We start from the raw sequence: 15,037 nt of genomic DNA, 5'->3' as shown, positions 1-15,037 counted from the left end.
AACAAGGACTCATTCCGGATCGAGTTCGGAATCCCAATAGAGATAGTCGAGCCAGCTCTCGTGCAGATAGTTCGGCGGGAACAGGCGACCGTTGTTGTGGAGATCGTGCACCGTCGGCTGGTAGGGCTTTTGCGAAGGAAACATCCCCGCTGCCTTCGGCATCACGCCGCCCTTTTTGAGGTTGCACGGTGAGCAGGCCGCGACAACGTTTTCCCAGGTCGTCAGACCGCCTTTCGAGCGCGGGATCACGTGATCGAAGGTGAGGTCGTTGTGCGAGCCGCAATACTGGCACTGGAAACGGTCGCGCAGGAACACGTTGAACCGGGTGAAAGCCGGGTTGCGCGCTGGCTTCACGTAGCTTTTTAGGCAAACCACCGAGGGCAGCCGCATGGATGCTGTCGGGCTGTGAACCGCGCGGTCGTATTCCGCTACGATGGTCACCCGATCCAGAAACACCGCCTTGATCGCGTCCTGCCACGACCAGAGCGAAAGCGGATAATAGCTCAGTGGTCGGTAGTCTGCGTTAAGGACGAGCGCCGGAGATAAATCGTTAGGGACGCCGATCGTCACCGACAAACTCCTCTTCTCATCGAGGCCCAGTGGCGGGCCACTGTCGTTTATCGTGCGCCAACACGACAGCTTTGTGAAGCCTTATGCACGGGCAGTGCGGCGGTTTGGCCGAAGGTCCAAGACGAAGCTGGCCGGCGCGATTGCCAAAAGGGTCCGTTGAGAAGCTGTGGATAACCGGTGAGCGAGCCGTTCAGCGGCTGTGGAAAGACGTTGCAACAGGGCCTGAAACGTCATGCCGCAGGCGCCGCGTCTCGCCTCGTGCAAGCCGCGTAATAGGCCCAGAAGAGCCTGGCCGCCGTCGAGCGATGTGGCACCCAGACCTTCGCGATCTCTGCGAGATGCTTCGGCTTCGGTCGCTCCTCCATGCCGAATGCCAAAGCGACAGCGACCTGAAGCGCGAGGTCGCCGGCGGGAAAGATGTCACGATGGCCGACCGAAAAGAGCAGGTAGCATTCCGCCGTCCAGACACCGATGCCTTTGAGCTTTACGAGTTCTGCGATCGCATCTTCGCCATTGGCTGAAGCAAGGCGCGAGAAATCGAGTTCGCCTTCATTCCGGGCACGGGCGAGTTCTCTGATCGTCGCCTGCTTGGGCCGCGAAAGACCGGCTCGTCTATAGGCTTCGTCGTCTAGCGCGAGGATGGCCTGATGATCGTCGAGATCGGCCTCGTTCTCAAACCTCGAGAAGATCGCCTCGGCGCTTGCCTTCGACACCTGCTGGGCGACGACGATGGCGCAGAGACCGCGCAGGCCTTCGGTCTGTCGTCTAAGCGGAACTTCGCCAGCAGCCTCTATGATCGGTACTAGTCGCGGATCGAGCGAAGCCAGCGCTTCAAGTTCGCGGGCAATGTCATCCTCGGTGGCGATGGGGGCGACAGAACTGTCCATCACGTCCATTCCTTCGCTTGCGATCCTTCGTTATGAGGGGCTGACGAGCGGCGACAAGAGAATCGAACCACGGCATGGATATCGGGGCGGGAGCATGGGAGTTGGATCATTCGACCCCCGTTTTTCGCTTCGCGCCGAGCCCCAATGGTGAGCTTCATCTTGGCCATGCCTATTCCGCGCTGATCAATCACCGGATGGCCCGGGAAAACCACGGCAAGTTCCTTCTGCGTCTCGAAGACATCGATCTAACCCGCTGTAGTCTGGCCTATGAGGAACAGATCGTCGAGGATTTGCACTTTCTCGGTGTCGACTGGGATGAAAGCCGCAGGCGGCAGTCGGATCATTTTAACGAATATGCCGCCGCGCTCGAAACACTGCGCGATGCCTCGCTGATTTATCCCGCCTTCATGACACGCGGCGAAATTCGTCGCCACGCGGAGCGATATAGAGAGGAAGAAGGTAGCGACTGGCCGCGTGATCCAGATGGTGCGCCGCTCTATCCCGGCCTTGATCGAGCGATGCCGGAAGAGGAGCGCCAAAGACGAATGGCCGCCGGTGAACGCTACGCTTGGAGGCTCGATATGGAGGCCGCCATGGCGCATGTCGCGGACCTCGACTGGCTTGAATGGGGCGAGGGACCGGACGCGGAATGCGGTGTGATACCGGCCGATCCGAAGATCTGGGGCGATGTCATTTTGGCGCGCCGAGACGTTCCCACCAGCTATCATCTCGCGGTCACCGTCGACGATGCGCTTCAGCAGGTGACGGACGTGGTGCGGGGGCGCGATCTCTTTCATTCCACGAGTGTTCACCGACTGCTTCAGACGCTGCTCGGCTTTCCGGCGCCGCGCTATCATCACCACGACCTGATCTTCGGTGAGGACGGGCGGAAGCTCTCGAAGAGTGCTGGCGATACTTCCATCCGTGCGCTTCGGGCAGCCGGCTGCAAGCGGGAAGATATCGTGAAAATGATCGGTCTCGAAGGCGTCGTCTGACGAGCCCGCCACACCGTTTTTCAGACCGGGCGATCCTCTCGAATGCCTTCTTTGACCGGCGTCGAAAGCCCGTAGTGACCGTGCCATGGGAACAGGCTAAATCGGACATCTCGATAAGCTTGTTCAAACAACGATATGGACGAAGGCGGTGCTCAAGGAGTTCAAGGAATTCGCCCTCAAGGGCAATATGGTCGATCTGGCGATCGGTATCATCATCGGCGCGGCGTTCTCCGGCTTGGTCAATTCCGTCGTGCAGGACCTCTTCATGCCGATCGTTGCGACGATCACCGGCGGCGTCGACTTCACCAATAAGTTCGTCGCGCTCGAATCAGGTGTCACGGCGACCGCTCTCGATGCGGCACGCGAACAAGGGCCGGTGCTTGCCTATGGCAACTTCATAACCCTTGCCATCAACTTCCTCATCGTCGCTTTCATCCTGTTCATGGTGGTCAAAGGCATGAACAGGATGAAGCGTAAGGAAGAAGCAAAGCCGGCGGAGGTCGCGGAAGTGCCGCGCAACGAGGCGCTTCTCGAAGAGATCCGCGACCTCCTGGCAAAGCAATCGAGTTCGAGCCCTAAGGTTTGAAGTTCGGTCCAGCCGAGCCGCCTGAAAAGGCGATCGTCAAAAAGCGGGCAGGGCAAGAGCCCTGTCCGTCCTTTTTAGTCGTAGAGCTTCAGCGCGGCGAGATCATCGTCGAGGGATCGACGATCCGGTCGTAATCCTCGGCCGAGACGAGCCCGGAGGCGATCGCTTCGTCGCGCAGGGTGGTGCCGTTCTTGTGCGCGGTCTTGGCGATGTTCGCGGCGTTGTCGTAGCCGATCGTGGGCGCAAGTGCCGTCACGAGCATCAGCGACTGCTCCATCAGGCTCTTGATGCGCTCTTCATTCGCTTCGATGCCGTCGACGCAATGCTCGGCGAAGCTCTCCATGCCGTCGGCGAGAAGCCGGATCGAGGAAAGGACGGCATTCGCGATCACCGGTTTGAAGACATTGAGCTCGAAATGGCCCTGGCTCGCTGCGACAGTCACGGTCGTCTCGTGGCCGAAGACTTCCGTCGCGACCATGGTCAGGGCTTCCGCCTGTGTCGGATTGACCTTGCCCGGCATGATCGAGGAGCCCGGCTCGTTTGCCGGCAGGCTCAGCTCACCGAGACCCGAACGCGGACCCGAGCCGAGGAACCGGATGTCGTTCGCGATTTTCATGAGATCGGCGGCGAGCGTATTCAGCGAACCGTGGAAGAAGGTAAGGGCGCCATGCGAGGCGAGCGCCTCGAACTTGTTTTCGGCCGTGCGGAATGGATGGCCGGTGAGATTGGCCACCTCTTCGGCGATCGCGGTGTCGAAGCCGACCGGCGCGTTGAGCCCGGTGCCGACCGCCGTGCCGCCTTGGGCAAGCGCCAGAACGCCGTCGAGAGCATCGGATACGCGTTTTTTCGCAAGCTCAAGCGCCATCGCATAGCCGGAGAATTCCTGGCCGAGCGTGACCGGCGTTGCATCCTGCGTATGGGTGCGGCCGATCTTGATGATGTCCTTGTATTTCTCGGCCTTCTTGGCAAGGGAGGTATGCAGCCGGTCGAGCGCAGGCATGAGCCGTGCCTTGGTCTCGACAACGGTCGCGACATGCATGGCCGTCGGGAACACATCGTTCGAGGATTGGCTCATATTGACGTGGTCGTTCGGATGGACCGGCTTCTTGGAGCCCATCGTGCCGCCGGCCATCTCGATCGCCCGGTTCGAGATCACCTCGTTGACGTTCATGTTGGTCTGCGTGCCCGAGCCCGTCTGCCAGACGACGAGCGGAAAATGCTCGTCGAGCTTGCCGGCAATGATCTCGTCCGCCGCTTTGTCGATCAGATCGGCGAGTTCTTTGTCGAGCTTGCCCTTGGCGTTATTGACGCGCGCCGCCGCCTTCTTGACGGTCGCGAGCGCGACGATGAGCGGCATTGGTTGCCGGTCACCCCCGATCTTGAAATTGTTGCGCGAACGCTCGGTCTGGGCGCCCCAATAGCGATCGGATTCAACTTCGATCGCGCCGATCGAGTCGGTTTCTGTCCTGGTGCTCATCGGTTATCTTTCCTGTCTCGCCGGCTTTTCGCCGTCATTCATCCGGTCTGCCATAACGCTGCCATGGCCTGCGGAAAAGAGCCCAAGTCCCGTCGGCCTGCCGAGAATGGCGGCCGGTTCCTTTACTGCGAGGCAAAAATAGGTCTAAGCGCACGAACGCATGAGTTTTTTGTGAGCTACGTCGACTAGCCTCACGCATGGCGTATATGGATTACTATGATCGATACTGCGGCTTCTCCATTCGACGATGATCAGTCCGACAAGGAATTCGCGGATCGCATCCGGCTCGATGATGCGCTCTGTTTCGCCTTGTACAATGCGACCAATGCGATCATTCGGTCATACCGTCCGCTTCTCCAGAAGATCGGACTCACCTATCCACAATACCTGGTCATGATGGCGCTATGGGACGAAGGCGCGATGCGTATCGTCGATGTCGCACGGCGACTCGATCTTGCTCCCAACGCGATCACGCCGCTCGTCGATCGCCTAGAAAAGATCGAACTCGTTTCGCGTGTGCCGTCCGAAACGGACCGTCGGACTTCGATGATCCATCTGACCGATCGCGGTGCCGAAATGGAAAAGGAGGCCTCGATCATTCAGCAGGCGGTCGCGTGCAATATCGTGCTCGATTCCGAGCGCCATGGCCCCCTCCTTCATGACCTCAAGCGAATTGTCGCGGGCATGGAAAAGGGCGATTTGTTGCATGGCCCCGACAAGAAAGAAGACTAGAAAAGAGCCGGCAGTTCAAGATTTCGACGACAGGGGAGGAGATCATGTCGAATACGAATGAGAACAAGTCGCTCTTCGAGCGTCTTGGCGGCATCTATGGAATTTCCGGAGCGGTCGACGATCTGGTAAACCGGCTCTACACCAACGAAAGCGCCAACAAGAATCCGGCGGTTCGTCACTTTCACGAACAGGGTGGCGAGGCTGGCTTCAAGTTTCTCGTGACGGCTTGGTCTATCCAGGAAACCGGTGGCCCGAAGATCTATCCGGGCCGTGACATGCGCGAAAGCCATGCCCACCTGAAGGTCGATCAGGACGAATTCGACAACGTCTACACCACGATCAAGCAGACGCTCTACCAGGTCGGCGTTCCCAAACAGGAGCGCGAGGAGTTCATGGCGATCATCGAAAGTTATCGCTCCATGGTTGTCGCTCCCGAAAATCAGGCTGCCTGAGTAAGCGCGACATTTCGACATGGTGAGAACCCGCGCCATCCCATGAAGGCGCGGGTTTTTCATGAGTATGAGCGCGAAATGGACTTCCAGCTCACCGTAAACACGGGGTTTTGTGTTCTGAGCGCGGTGCACGGACATATCCCATGCCCTACCATCCCGCTACCGGAAGGTCGTGCGCGGATGGAAAAGGGACGATAATATGCGGAAAATCGGTGGTGCCGCCGAAGCCAGAAGAACGCAAGTCCGGCGCGCTGTTGCCATCGCCTTTCTGATATTGGCCGTTGCCGCCGGTTTTCAGGAATCCGCTATTGCCCAGTCCGGTGGAGGTCAGGGCGGAGGATCGAACACCGAAAGCCAGCGCTCGACCCTCGACCTGCCTTTGATCGGCGAGATCGAACTCCCGGACTGGCTTTCGTTTCTTGGATCGTCTTCGGAACAATCCGGGCAGTCGGCATCGGGCGGCGGAAGCGGCGGTGGCGGACCCGGCGACGGGCAGGGATCGCAGCCGCCTCCAGCCGTCGTGGTGACGCGGGCCGAGCTTCAATCGGTCGGCGATGAATTTGAATTCATCGGCCGGATCGAGGCGATCGAAAACGTGACGCTGCAGGCTCGCGTCAACGGCTTCATAGAAGAGGTTTTCTTCGAGGGCGGCGACGAGGTCTCGGTCGGGGACCGGCTTTTCAAGATCGAGGATGACCAGTATCAGGCCTCGCTCGATTCCGCCGAGGCGCAACTTGCCGGCGCGGAGGCCCAACTCGCGGAAGCGGAGCGGGCTTTGCAACGCGCCGAAGAACTGATTGATTCCGGAACCATCCCGCAAGCAGAACTCGACAATGCGCGCGCGACGTTCGAATCGGCTGAGGCTTCACGCCTTCAGGCCCAGGCGGATGTGAGGCAAGCACAGCTCAATCTCGATTACACCTCAATCGAAGCCCCGATCGACGGCGTCATCTCCGCACCCATGATCACCAAGGGCAATTTTGTCTCTGCCGCCAGCGGCACGCTTGCAAACATCGTTCAGCTCGATCCGATCTGGGGTACGTTTCCGATCGGCGAGGAGCGCATCTCGACGCTCCGCCGTGTTGGAGGAGGAGAGGGCGATGCTGGCGATTCCGCGGACAATTACCGCCTCAGCCTCAAGCTTCCGAACGATGAGCAGCTGCAGGGCGACGGCGATTTCGCTTTCGTCAGCAACACGGTTGACGAGTCGACCGGCACGATCGAAGTGCGCGTTCGCTTCCCCAACCCGGACGGGCGGCTTCTTCCGAACGAGAACGTGACGCTTCTCGCCACCGAGCGCGAGCCGCCTCGTCTTCCGGTCGCTCCCATGACTGCCCTGCAGCTCAGCCGGGAGGGTCGCTATCTTTTCCTTCTTGACGACGAAGACGACACGGTTCGTCGTCAGCCGGTGCAGATAGGCAAGCAGATGCGGGGAAGTGCCGCTATTTCGAGCGGCGTCGAGGCCGGCGATCTGGTTGTCGTGCAGGGCGTTCAGAACCTCGAAGATTGGGCGAAGGTCACGCCGAATTTCGAGGATGGATCAACCGGCTCTGGCGGGTCTGCAGGCGTGGCCGGATCGGAAGGGGGTGAAGCCGCGTCTTCTGGTGGAGAAGGGGAAGACGAAAGCGAAAGCGAAAGCGCTTCGGCTTCGAACGGCTCAGGCTCCGAGGCGGATAACAGCCAATGATCTCCGACACGTTTATCCGTCGCCCGCGTCTCGCGACGGTGGTCTCCGTCGTTCTCGTCATCGCGGGCGCTCTGTCGACCTTCGTCATGCCGGTCACGCAGTTTCCGAACGTCGCGCCGCCGACGGTCAGCGTTTCGGCGAGCTATCCCGGTGCTTCGGCGCAGACCGTGGCCGACTCTATAGCCGCCCCTTTGGAGGAGGCGATCAACGGCGTCGAGAACATGATCTACATGTCCTCGACCTCCACCAATGCCGGCCAGTATAATCTCTCGATCACCTTCGAGATCGGCACCGATCCCGACATCGCGCAAGTGAACGTCTCGAACCGTGTGCAGCTCGCGACCTCGCAATTGCCGACCGATGTGGCGCGCCAGGGCGTGACGGTGCAGGCGCAGTCGCCGAACTTCCTGCTGGCGATGAGCTTCTTTTCCTCGAACCCGGAAGCGCTGAGTTCGATCGAACTCGGCGCATATGTCTCGACGAACATCACACCTGCGCTCTCGCGTGTGCAGGGCGTCGGAAATGCCTCGCCGTTGGGGCCGGCCGATTACGCCATGCGGATATGGACGGATCCGGACAAGATGGCTGCGCTGGACATCTCGCCCTCCGATATCACGGCGGCGATTCAGGCGGCGAACACCGTTGCTTCGGTGGGCATCGTCGGTGGCTCTCCCGCACCCGAGGGACAGGCGACGGTCTACACCGTGACCTCTGAGGGCCGTCTCTCCGAGGCGGAAGACTTTGCCGATATCGTGATCCGCGCCCAATCCAACGGTGCGCTGGTGAGGGTCAGAGACGTCGCACGGGTGGAGCTCGGCGCGCAGAACTATTCGGTCAACTCGTATTCGGCGGAGGGCCTTCCATCCCAACTCGTGCAGGTGAACCAGGCGCCTGGCGCAAACGCGCTCGCGACCGTCACCGCCGTGCAGGAAGAGCTCGACCGGCTGTCCCAATCCTTCCCGGATGGCCTCGAATACGACATTGTCTACGACTCAACGGAATATGTGAGTGCGACGATCGAAGAGATCATCTTCTCGCTTTTCCTCGTCGCGGCGATCGTGGTCGTGGTGGTCTACGTTTTTCTTCAGGACTGGCGTGCGACGCTGGTTCCTGCGCTGGCGATACCGGTATCGCTCGTCGGGACGTTCGCGTTTCTTCTGGCCGTAGGTTTTACCGTCAACGTCATCACGCTGCTCGCGCTGATCCTGGCGATCGGCCTCGTCGTCGACGACGCCATTCTGGTCGTAGAGAACTGCCAGCGCGTGATGGTCCAGGAAAAGCTTGGGCCGAGGGAAGCAGCTCATAAAGCCATGAGCGAGGTCACGGGGCCGATCATCTCCACGACACTCGTTCTCCTCGCGGTGTTCCTGCCGACGACGTTCCTGCCGGGTCTGTCCGGTCAGCTTTACAAGCAATTCGGCGTCACCCTCTCGATCTCGCTTCTGTTGTCGTCTCTGGTCGCGCTGACATTGACGCCAGCGCTTGCCGCAATTTTCCTGCGACCGCCGCGAAAGAGCTGGGCGCCCTTGCGGCTGTTCTCTCGAGGGCTGGAGGCGGTGACGCGGTTCTATGCGTCTGTCGTCGGTTTTCTTGTGCGGCGGGTTCTCCTTGCTCTTGCTATCCTCGCAGGAGCGGTGGGGCTTGCCGCATTCTCCTTCCTCAGTCTGCCGAGTGCTCTCATTCCAACGGAAGATCAGGGCGCGATCCTGTTCGACGTTTCGCTTCCCGATGCGGCGTCCTTGCAGCGAACCGACGAAGTGCTCGATCAGGTTTCCGAGATCATCCGCAACACGGAAGGTGTGGAGACCTTCACGACGGCAGCCGGCTACAGCTTGCTGCAATCGGCGCAGCGGCCGGCGGGTGGTGTCGGGATCATCGGCCTGAAGGTTTGGGGCGAGCGGCGCGACCTCTTCACGATCCTCGGCGAATTGTCGGGCAAGTTCTCGCAGATCCCCGGCGCGACGATCGCTGCCTTTCCGCCACCGCCTATACCTGGGATCGGTTCCGTCGGCGGCTTCACCTTTGAACTTCTGGCGCAACAGGGGCAGGACCCGGCCGAGATGGCGCAGGTCGCCCGAGCCTTCGTCGGCGCCGCCAACCAGCGGCCGGAGATTGCCGGCGCGCGAACCACCTTCTCGGCCAACGTGCCGAGCCTCTTTCTCGAGATCGACCGCGACCGCGCCGAAACGCTCGGACTAACGGTTGCCTCGATCTACGAGGCTGTTGGCGGCACGCTCGGAGAGGTGTTCGTCAACCAGTTCAACTATAACGGTCGCGTCTTCCAGGTTCGGCTCCAGGCCGAGGCGGAAGCAAGGGCGGACGAGGACGACATCCTCGACATCTACGCCAAGAACCGCGCCGGGGAGATGGTGCCGATCCGCACGGTCGTAACCGTCCGAAACGAGTTCGGGCCCTATGCCGTACCGCGGTTCAATCTCTATCTGGCCGCTGAAGTGTCAGGAAACCCCTCGCCAGGATTCTCTTCAGGCGCCGCGCTTCAGGCGCTGGAGCAGGTCGCGGCCGAAACTCTGCCCGATGGCTACAGCTATCAGTTCGCCGGCACCTCCTATCAGGAGCAGCAGGCGGGGAACGTGACCTACCTCGCCTTCACGCTGGCTTTCGTTTTCGCCTATCTCTTCCTCGTCGGTCAGTATGAGAGCTGGCTGCTGCCCCTGGCGGTGATGATGTCGCTGTTCATTGCAGCGGCGGGAGCGGCGGCATCGCTCTTCTTCTTCGGCTACACCTCGAACATCTACTCGCAAATCGGGATCGTGATGCTGATCGGTCTGGCGTCCAAGAACGCGATCCTGATCGTCGAATTCGCGCGATTCCAACAGGATGATGGCCTGCCGATCACCGAAGCGGCTATCAAGGGCGCGCGCCTGCGTCTGCGTGCCGTGCTGATGACGGCACTCGCTTTCATTCTCGGCATTATTCCGCTTGCGCTCGCGACCGGGGCAGGGGCGGCTGGCCGCAATGCCATCGGAGTCACGGCGATCGGCGGGATGCTGGCGGCCACCTTCCTCGGCATCTTTATCGTCCCGGCGCTTTATGCGCTGGTGCAGCGGATTTCAGAAGGCCGGAGCGGCAAGCTTTGGGGGCGAGAGGGCAAAGACGACGTGGAAGAGGGCGGAGCTGTCGGACAGGCTTCGATGCCCTGGCATCGAAGATCGAACAAGTCGGATGCGGGGCAAAGCGGAGAACCACAACCTGCCGAATAAGGCTCTCTCATCGAAAACGAAAAAGCCGCCGTTCTCGCGATCGAGAGCGGCGGCTTTTTAAATTTTCTCCGTTGTGGCCCGTTCAGGCGCTACGAACCTTCGAGGTGCTTTTGCTCCCGAAAATCCAGTCCTTGTAGCTCAGAGGCTCGCCATAGGGCTCGAACAGTTTCGACTCCCTGTGCTCTGCGAACTGTGCGTAGTTGAGGACTGCGACGAAGATCACACCGCCAACTGTGTTTCCGATCAGCACGGGCGCCACGAAGTTCGGGAACAACGCGAAGAACGAGATATCTGTCCGGAAGGCCAGGAAGAATACCTCGACCGAGGACGTGATGACGTGGAAGAAGCCGCAGATCCCGAGGAAATACATGAGGATGAAGACGACCATCATCCGGGAGACCGTGTCCCGTGCGGCATGGACAAGCCAGACCATGGCTGCGACGATCCAACCCGCGATGAGTGCACGGGCCGCGATCGTCAGCCATTCGGTTTCATAGGCATGCCGCCCGATCTCGATCGCCTTCGCAACGCGCTGGACCGTGAGAACGTCCACATATGCGATGAGCGCGGCGACGGCCAATGCGCCCACGAGATTGCCCAGGAGCACGATGATCCAAAGCCGCAAAAGGCTCGCGATGCTGGTCAGTTTTGTCAGGACCAGAACCACAGGGGTTAGCGTGTTTTCCGTGAACAGCTGATAGCGGCCGAGCACGATGATCAGGAAGCCGACCGGATACATGAGATTGCCGAGGAACCCTGGGGTTTCCTCGCCGGCCGTTTCAGTAAGGATTACGCGCGCGAGAAAGGTGAGGCCAATCGCGCCGCCTGCGCCGAGCGCGCTCCAGAACAGATAGCGGTTGCTGACATCGAGCTCATGATCGGCCGAAGACAGCACGCGTGCGAAGACTTCTTCGAAGGAAAAATAGTCGCGGAGCGTCCGCCCCTCGTCGGGCGCATTGAGAAGAGATTCGTCAGGGTCTCTCTTGAGTAGTTCCTCATCGTCCCTGTCACGATTCGTCCTGTTGTTTTCGCTCATCCCAAGTCCCTGAATTCAGCGGCGGTTCCGACGGTTGTTCTCTCAAGGTTAAGTAGCGCCGGAAGACCAGGCATCACGTCGCTGCCGAAAACGTGATCGTCGCGCGATGAGAGCGATGAGAGCGATCATCGCGCGAGCAGGCCGGACGGTTTGCATCTGAACCGTCTGTTAACGCAGTTCGTGCGATTTGATCGGTTCGAGGAGAGTTTCGATGCGCACGATTCAGACCAAGCGAAGCCGGCTGATCCGGCTGATCATTCCCTCACTTTCCGCTGCCGTGCTCGCTTATTTTGCGATTCACGTGCAGACCGGTGAATACGGCCTGACCTCCAAGGCCGAGCTGGAGCGGCGGCTCAATGTGAAGAAGGCGGAGCTTGCGAGCCTCGAACGGGAGCGGACGGCTCTCGCGCAGCGAGTCGAGCTTTTGAGCCCCGGAACACTTGAACGCGACATGCTGGACGAACGTGCGCGGTGGGCGCTGAACATGGTTGCCGAAGACGAAATCGTCATTCTGAAATAAGATTTTGCGCTGCAAAACTAGTCCTGCCACACGGGCCGGTCTTCAAACCTTCCAGCACGATGCTGTCGTTCCGCTCTCTTAAGCAAATAAGACAGCGTCGCATGTTTAACCCGTTTTTAGTTCAATTATTGCTGCATTGCAGCGTAAACCTTTATACGGTTAAAGAAAATTCGTCCGCTTGAAGCGGCCTTCAACCTGTCTATAGTCAGCCGTACACCGAGTGATCGGCTCAGCGTATGGAGGCACCATGGCGGCTCGTAAAAGTACGTCCTCGTCCCGCTCGTCCAAATCGGCGTCGTCGACCAAGTCGGCATCGTCCAGAACGAGCAGGGCGAAATCGACCGACAATCAGAAAACGGTCGACACCGAGTCCGGCAAGGAAATCGTCCGCACGCTGGAGGAGTTCTCGACACCGGAACCGTCGGACTTCTCCAAAGACGAAGAACTTCGCGCCTATCGCGACATGCTGCTGATCCGCCGCTTCGAGGAGAAGGCCGGCCAGCTCTATGGCATGGGCTTTATCGGTGGTTTCTGCCATCTCTATATCGGTCAGGAAGCGGTGGTCGTCGGCATGCAGATGTCGATGAAGGAGGGCGATCAGGTCGTCACCGGCTATCGCGACCACGGGCACATGCTGGCGACCGGAATGGAAGCGCGCGGTGTCATGGCCGAGCTTACGGGGCGCCGTTCGGGCTACTCGAAGGGCAAGGGCGGCTCGATGCACATGTTCTCGAAAGAGAAGAAGTTCTACGGCGGTCATGGCATTGTCGGAGCTCAGGTGCCAATCGGCTCGGGTCTCGCCTTCGCCAACAAATACAACGGCACGGATGCTGTCTCGATCACCTATTTCGGCGATGGCGCCGCGAATCAGGGGCAGGTCTACGAGAGCTTCAACATGGCCTCGCTCTGGAAGCTGCCGGCGATCTACGTAATCGAAAACAACCGCTACGCCATGGGTACGTCCGTCTCCCGCGCATCCGCCGAGACGGATTTCTCCCACCGCGGCCTGTCCTTCAAGATCCCCGGCATCCAGGTCGACGGCATGGATGTGCGCGCCGTGAAGGCGGCTGGTGACATGGCTGTCGAGCACTGCCGCTCGGGCGAGGGGCCGATCATCCTTGAAATGATGACCTATCGCTATCGCGGCCACTCCATGTCCGATCCAGCGAAATACCGCTCGCGCGACGAAGTGCAGAAAATGCGCTCCGAGTCCGATCCGATCGAGCAGGTGAAGAAGCGGCTGACTGAAAACCACAACATGTCGGAAGACGAGGTCAAGGAGATCGACAAGGAAGTTCGGGAGATCGTCGCCGACGCGGCCGACTTCGCCCAGAACGAACCCGAGCCGGATCCGAGCGAGCTCTGGACCGATGTCTATGCCGAGGAAATTCCCCAGGCTGCCGAATAAGGGAGGACGGCGATGCCGACCGAAATTTTGATGCCCGCCCTCTCCCCCACCATGGAAGAGGGCACCCTCGCCAAGTGGGTGAAGAACGTCGGCGATATGGTCGAGGCCGGCGATATCATCGCCGAAATTGAGACCGACAAGGCGACCATGGAGGTCGAGGCGGTCGATGAGGGCAAGCTCGGCAAGATCCTCGTGGATGCCGGTACTGAAAACGTGAAGGTGAACGCGCCGATCGCCATTCTGCTCGGCGAAGGCGAAGACGAGAGCGACCTGGACAAAGCTGGCTCCGGCGGTGGCGACAAGAAGGAAGAAGTCGCCACGAAAATCGACGACGAGCCTGTTGCGGAAAGCGGGTCGCAGGATCGCAGCGCCAAGAAGATCACTCCGCTGGAAGAGCGGCGGGTTCCGGCCGAAGGCAAGACCCATCCCGATATCGAAGATGATGGACCGTTCGGGCAAAAAGTGCCGGACGATGTTGAAATCGTCTCGACGACGGTTCGCGAAGCTCTGCGCGACGCGATGGCCGAGGAGCTCCGCCGTGACGAGGCCGTCTTCGTCATGGGCGAGGAGGTTGCCGAGTATCAGGGCGCCTACAAGATCACGCAGGGCCTACTCGACGAGTTCGGCGCACGCCGGATCGTCGATACGCCGATCACCGAACATGGTTTCGCAGGCCTTGGAGTCGGCGCGGCCTTCGGTGGCCTGCGCCCGATCGTGGAGTTCATGACCTTCAACTTCGCCATGCAGGCGATCGACCAGATCATCAATTCGGCGGCGAAGACACTCTATATGGCCGGTGGTCAGATGGGTTGCCCCATCGTCTTCCGCGGCCCGAACGGCGCGGCGGCCCGTGTCGCTGCACAGCACAGCCAGGACTATGCGGCTTGGTACAGCCATGTACCCGGACTTAAGGTGGTCCAGCCTTACACGGCCGCTGACTACAAGGGGCTTCTGAAGTCTGCGATCCGCGATCCGAATCCGGTCGTCTTCCTGGAAAACGAGATCCTCTACGGCCAGTCCTTCGACCTGCCGAAGATGGACGACTGGACCGTCCCGATCGGCAAGGCGCGTGTTCACCGCAAGGGATCGGATGTCACGATCGTTTCCTGGTCGATCGGCATGACCTATGCCATCAAGGCGGCCGAGGAGCTGGCCAAGGATGGAATCGAAGCCGAGATTATCGATCTTCGCACGATCCGCCCGATGGATATGCCCGCCGTGGTCAAGTCGGTGAAGAAGACCAATCGCTGCGTCATCGTCGAGGAAGGCTTCCCGCAGTGTTCGGTGAGCGGGCACATCGCGTCCGAACTCATGGTGCAGGCCTTCGACTACCTCGATGCGCCGGTTCTGAAGGTCAACGGCAAGGATGTGCCGATGCCCTACGCCGCTAATCTCGAAAAGCTTGCGCTGCCATCGGTTCAGGATGTGATCGATGCCGTGAAGGCTGTCTGCTACCGGGATTGATC

General features: G+C 60.1%; 13 protein-coding genes. 9 read left to right on the top strand and 4 right to left on the bottom strand.

Annotated features, from left to right (window positions below; translation table 11 throughout):
- Window positions 1–9: 9 nt before the first annotated feature.
- A complete protein-coding gene (locus tag ABRA89_RS07370) occupies window positions 10–570 on the bottom strand; it encodes an HNH endonuclease (protein ID WP_349940802.1) in 561 nt (186 codons plus the stop codon).
- A gap of 230 nt (window positions 571–800) precedes the next feature.
- Window positions 801–1,457 carry a DNA-3-methyladenine glycosylase family protein gene (locus tag ABRA89_RS07365; protein ID WP_349940918.1) on the bottom strand — a complete coding sequence of 219 codons (657 nt, stop codon included), beginning with the start codon at window positions 1,455–1,457 and terminating at the stop codon, window positions 801–803.
- Between the two features lie 74 nt (window positions 1,458–1,531).
- On the opposite strand from ABRA89_RS07365, the gene gluQRS reads away from it, so the two are divergent.
- Window positions 1,532–2,452 (top strand): tRNA glutamyl-Q(34) synthetase GluQRS, encoded by a 921-nt coding sequence (gene gluQRS / locus ABRA89_RS07360; protein ID WP_349940801.1) that lies wholly within the window; start codon window positions 1,532–1,534, stop codon window positions 2,450–2,452.
- Window positions 2,453–2,600: 148 nt separating this feature from the next.
- On the top strand, window positions 2,601–3,038 hold the full coding sequence (gene mscL, locus ABRA89_RS07355) for a large conductance mechanosensitive channel protein MscL (RefSeq protein ID WP_349940800.1): 438 nt from the start codon (window positions 2,601–2,603) through the stop codon (window positions 3,036–3,038).
- Window positions 3,039–3,126: 88 nt separating this feature from the next.
- Here mscL and fumC read toward each other — a convergent pair whose 3' ends face one another.
- Window positions 3,127–4,515 carry a class II fumarate hydratase gene (fumC, locus tag ABRA89_RS07350; protein WP_349940799.1) on the bottom strand — a complete coding sequence of 463 codons (1,389 nt, stop codon included), beginning with the start codon at window positions 4,513–4,515 and terminating at the stop codon, window positions 3,127–3,129.
- A 216-nt stretch (window positions 4,516–4,731) separates the two neighbouring features.
- Here fumC and ABRA89_RS07345 point away from each other — a divergent pair, with 216 nt between their 5' ends.
- The 4 genes from ABRA89_RS07345 to ABRA89_RS07330 all read left to right on the top strand — a co-directional run bounded on the left by ABRA89_RS07345 (window position 4,732) and on the right by ABRA89_RS07330 (window position 10,607).
- Entirely contained in the window at window positions 4,732–5,247 is a 516-nt protein-coding gene (locus tag ABRA89_RS07345; RefSeq protein WP_349940798.1) for a MarR family winged helix-turn-helix transcriptional regulator, read from the top strand.
- 44 nt (window positions 5,248–5,291) lie between these two features.
- Window positions 5,292–5,699: a group I truncated hemoglobin gene (locus ABRA89_RS07340; RefSeq protein ID WP_349940797.1), complete on the top strand. Its 408-nt coding sequence runs from the start codon at window positions 5,292–5,294 to the stop codon at window positions 5,697–5,699.
- A gap of 199 nt (window positions 5,700–5,898) precedes the next feature.
- The gene (locus tag ABRA89_RS07335) at window positions 5,899–7,386 is read left to right on the top strand and encodes an efflux RND transporter periplasmic adaptor subunit (RefSeq protein ID WP_349940796.1); all 1,488 of its coding nucleotides are present in this window, start codon (window positions 5,899–5,901) and stop codon (window positions 7,384–7,386) included.
- Window positions 7,383–10,607 carry an efflux RND transporter permease subunit gene (locus ABRA89_RS07330; protein ID WP_349940795.1) on the top strand — a complete coding sequence of 1,075 codons (3,225 nt, stop codon included), beginning with the start codon at window positions 7,383–7,385 and terminating at the stop codon, window positions 10,605–10,607. Before ABRA89_RS07335 ends, ABRA89_RS07330 begins: the two co-directional genes overlap by 4 nt.
- A gap of 82 nt (window positions 10,608–10,689) precedes the next feature.
- On the opposite strand, the gene ABRA89_RS07325 is transcribed toward ABRA89_RS07330, so the two are convergent.
- Window positions 10,690–11,643 (bottom strand): formate/nitrite transporter family protein, encoded by a 954-nt coding sequence (locus ABRA89_RS07325; RefSeq protein WP_349940794.1) that lies wholly within the window; start codon window positions 11,641–11,643, stop codon window positions 10,690–10,692.
- 211 nt (window positions 11,644–11,854) lie between these two features.
- Here ABRA89_RS07325 and ABRA89_RS07320 point away from each other — a divergent pair, with 211 nt between their 5' ends.
- From ABRA89_RS07320 to ABRA89_RS07310, 3 genes are all read left to right on the top strand, one after another.
- Complete coding sequence (locus ABRA89_RS07320; RefSeq protein ID WP_349940793.1) at window positions 11,855–12,163, top strand: FtsB family cell division protein; 309 nt, start codon at window positions 11,855–11,857, stop codon at window positions 12,161–12,163.
- A 382-nt stretch (window positions 12,164–12,545) separates the two neighbouring features.
- The gene (gene pdhA / locus ABRA89_RS07315) at window positions 12,546–13,571 is read left to right on the top strand and encodes a pyruvate dehydrogenase (acetyl-transferring) E1 component subunit alpha (protein WP_349940917.1); all 1,026 of its coding nucleotides are present in this window, start codon (window positions 12,546–12,548) and stop codon (window positions 13,569–13,571) included.
- 12 nt (window positions 13,572–13,583) lie between these two features.
- Entirely contained in the window at window positions 13,584–15,035 is a 1,452-nt protein-coding gene (locus tag ABRA89_RS07310) for a pyruvate dehydrogenase complex E1 component subunit beta (RefSeq protein WP_349940792.1), read from the top strand.
- Window positions 15,036–15,037: the final 2 nt, after the last annotated feature.

The organism is Fulvimarina thalattae (assembly GCF_040239565.1).
In the GTDB taxonomy this organism is placed as follows: Bacteria; Pseudomonadota; Alphaproteobacteria; order Rhizobiales; family Rhizobiaceae; genus Fulvimarina.
This window is presented reverse-complemented; position numbering and strand designations above follow the sequence as displayed.